Source organism: Cyanobium sp. LEGE 06143 (assembly GCF_015207535.1).
In the GTDB taxonomy this organism is placed as follows: Bacteria; Cyanobacteriota; Cyanobacteriia; order PCC-6307; family Cyanobiaceae; genus NIES-981.
In genome coordinates this window covers 1-2,693 of the sequence record NZ_JADEWP010000255.1, presented here as the reverse complement: position 1 = coordinate 2,693, position 2,693 = coordinate 1, and the positions used below count along the sequence as shown (strand labels likewise).

3 protein-coding genes are annotated in these 2,693 nt (G+C 60.1%); all 3 read right to left on the bottom strand.

Going from position 1 to position 2,693, the window contains the following annotated elements:
- Positions 1-595: N-succinylarginine dihydrolase (locus tag IQ216_RS13165; protein WP_370566751.1), on the bottom strand; the 595-nt coding region annotated here is incomplete at its 3' end.
- Positions 596-611: 16 nt separating this feature from the next.
- Entirely contained in the window at positions 612-2,087 is a 1,476-nt protein-coding gene (gene astD, locus IQ216_RS13160; protein WP_193815828.1) for a succinylglutamate-semialdehyde dehydrogenase, read from the bottom strand.
- 43 nt (positions 2,088-2,130) lie between these two features.
- Positions 2,131-2,693, bottom strand: a 563-nt coding sequence (locus IQ216_RS13155) for an arginine N-succinyltransferase (protein WP_193815827.1), incomplete at its 5' end; no start/stop codon positions are given.

Sequence of the window (2,693 nt, the reverse complement as noted above, 5' to 3'; positions counted from 1 at the left end):
CAGACAGCACAAACAGTTCCACACCGGGTTCACCATAACGGCTGCACAACCGGGTATGGTTGGCCGCGCCCTCATCCCCGAAGTGGCTAACCGAGGGCAAGGCCGGATGGTGGGCAAAGTAGCTTTCGTCCGTAAAAATGGCTTTCAGGGCGCGGCCGGTCACCCGGTGCTCGATGGACCGGTGAAACTTGGCACTTAGATTCGCCGGAGTGAAATGTACCCGATGGTCTTTGGTATCGGCACTGGGGGACACCGTCGCCGCATTGGCGGTCCACATGGCAGATGCGGACGACACCGCGGCCAGAATGGAGGGGTCTGTGCTCGCAGCCTGCTCCAGCACCTGCCGGTCATTACCGGTAAACCCGAGGGCGCGCAGTGTTGGCAAGTGTGGCCGTTCATGGGGCGGCAAGACGCCCTGAACGTAGCCCCGGTCAGCCAACTGCTTCATCTTGGCCAACCCTTGCAAGGCGGCCTCTCTGGGATTGGCCACCGAGTTCACGTTGGATTTCGACGCCACATTCCCCCAGGACAACCCTGCGTAGTTATGGGTGGGGCCCACCAGCCCGTCAAAATTCGCTTCAACCGCGTGTTTCACCATAGCAGGCTTCCTGTCAGTCAAATGTCAGGCCGGGCGCCAGGGTATCTGGCATTTCACTCTTGCCAGCCTCCAGCGAGGCCATGGGCCAGGCGCAGTAGTCCGCCGCGTAATAGGCACTGGCGCGATGGTTGCCGCTGGCGCCCACACCACCAAACGGTGCCGCGCTGCTGGCCCCGATCAGCGGCCGGTTCCAGTTCACAATGCCCGCGCGCACCTCTTCCACCAGCCGGTTATACAGCTTGCGGTCGTCACTCAGAATGCCCGCCGACAACCCGAAACGGGTGTTGTTGGCCAGCTCCAGGGCATCGTCAAAACTCTTGTAGCGGTAGACCGTCAGCAGCGGGCCAAAGAATTCCTGATCCTTCAGCTCCACCTCCGTGGCATCGACAATACCTGGTGACAACAAGCCTGTGCCCGGCTTCAGCTGTTTCATCTCAAGCAGGGAACTGGCGCCTTTCTCCAACATATCGGCCTGGGCCTGCAGCAGCATTTCGGCCGCCTGGGCCGAGATGACCGAGCCCATGAACGGCTGGGGCTCCGCATCAAAATCGCCCACCTGAATACGGGAGGCAACGTCTACAAGCCGGGCCAGGAACTCATCCCCTTTCTTGCCTTTGGGAACCAGCAGACGGCGTGCACAGGTGCAGCGCTGGCCCGCCGACAAAAACGCAGACTGGATGGTGTGATGAACTGCACCGTCTACATCCGCCACGTTCTGCACAATCAGCGGGTTGTTTCCGCCCATTTCCAGCGCCAGGATTTTCTCCGGCTGGCCGCCAAACTGTTCGTGCAGCAGATGACCAACATTGGAGCTGCCGGTGAAGAACAGACCGTCGATCATCGGGTGGCGGGCCAGGCATATGCCGGTATCAGCCCCGCCCTGGACCAGGTTAATGACGCCATCCGGCAGGCCTGCCTTTTCCCAGAAACGCACGGTCATTTCGGCAACGCCCGGTGTCAGCTCACTGGGCTTGAACACCACGGTGTTGCCCGCAAGCAGGGCCGGCACAATATGGCCGTTCGGCAAATGGCCAGGAAAGTTGTAAGGGCCGAACACCGCCACCACGCCATGGGGCCGATGCCGCAGCACCGCATGTCCTCCGGCCACATCCGACTCTGAGTGCCCGGTACGTTCGTTGTAAGCCCGGATGGAAATAGGCACCTTGCCAATCATCGCCGCCACCTCGGTGCGGGATTCCCACAGCGGCTTGCCGGTCTCCAGGCCAATCTGGTGGGCCAGGGCCTCTTTGTTGGCCTCCAGCTGCTGGGCAAACGCCTCCACCACCGCCTGGCGCTCGGCAAAACTCTTCCGCCGCCAGGGTGCAAATGCAGCCCGGGCCTCGCGAACGGCGGCGTCTACATCTTCCAGGTTAGCGCCGTTGCCGTCCCAGACAGTCTCACCCGTGACCGGCTGTAACGATTCAAATGGCTGCCCGTGGCCCTGAATCCACAGCCCGTCTATAAAAAGATTGCCTGACAGGTTTGCCATTGTTCCTCACCTCCAATTAGGGAATTTGTCAGCGGCTTCAGCGCTAATCCTGACCATGCCGGTTACGATAATGGCGCACCCGGTCGAGAATTTTCTCGTCCTCACTTTCCTGGCCCTTTAGTGTATGAATGGGTGACAAAGCGCTTTCCTTCAAGGGCGCAAGGCGTACCGGATCTCCGGACTCGATCAGCAGGGCTTCCGCCACTTCGCGGGGAATACGTACGGTATCCGGGCCAATACACTCTATGGGAATGGTGGTGACCCTGAAGTCCCGGAACGACCGGTTTGAAATCATCACCCGCTGTTCCGGCGGCACGTCCAGATTGATCGGTTTGTTGACGACCATGGCGTGGCGATTGATGGATTCCCGCACCGTTCGGATACTGTTCACGAATGCCTCCACCGCCGGCCCGCCATCAAAGATGTCGACCATACCGTTAAAGTTGAAGCCTTCTGCCTGCAACATTTTCAATGCCGGCCGGGTATTATCATGCACCATGCCGATGACCGCCCGCGCCTCTTCCGGCAGCATCGGCAGGTAAATCGGGTATTTGGGCATCAGCTCGGCAATAAAGGACTTGTTGCCAAGGCCAGAGAGCATGTCCG

Excerpts from the sequence above, each read along its gene's own strand:
- astD (WP_193815828.1), bottom strand. The coding sequence starts at position 2,087 with ATGGCAAACCTGTCAGGCAATCTTTTTATAGACGGGCTGTGGATTCAG.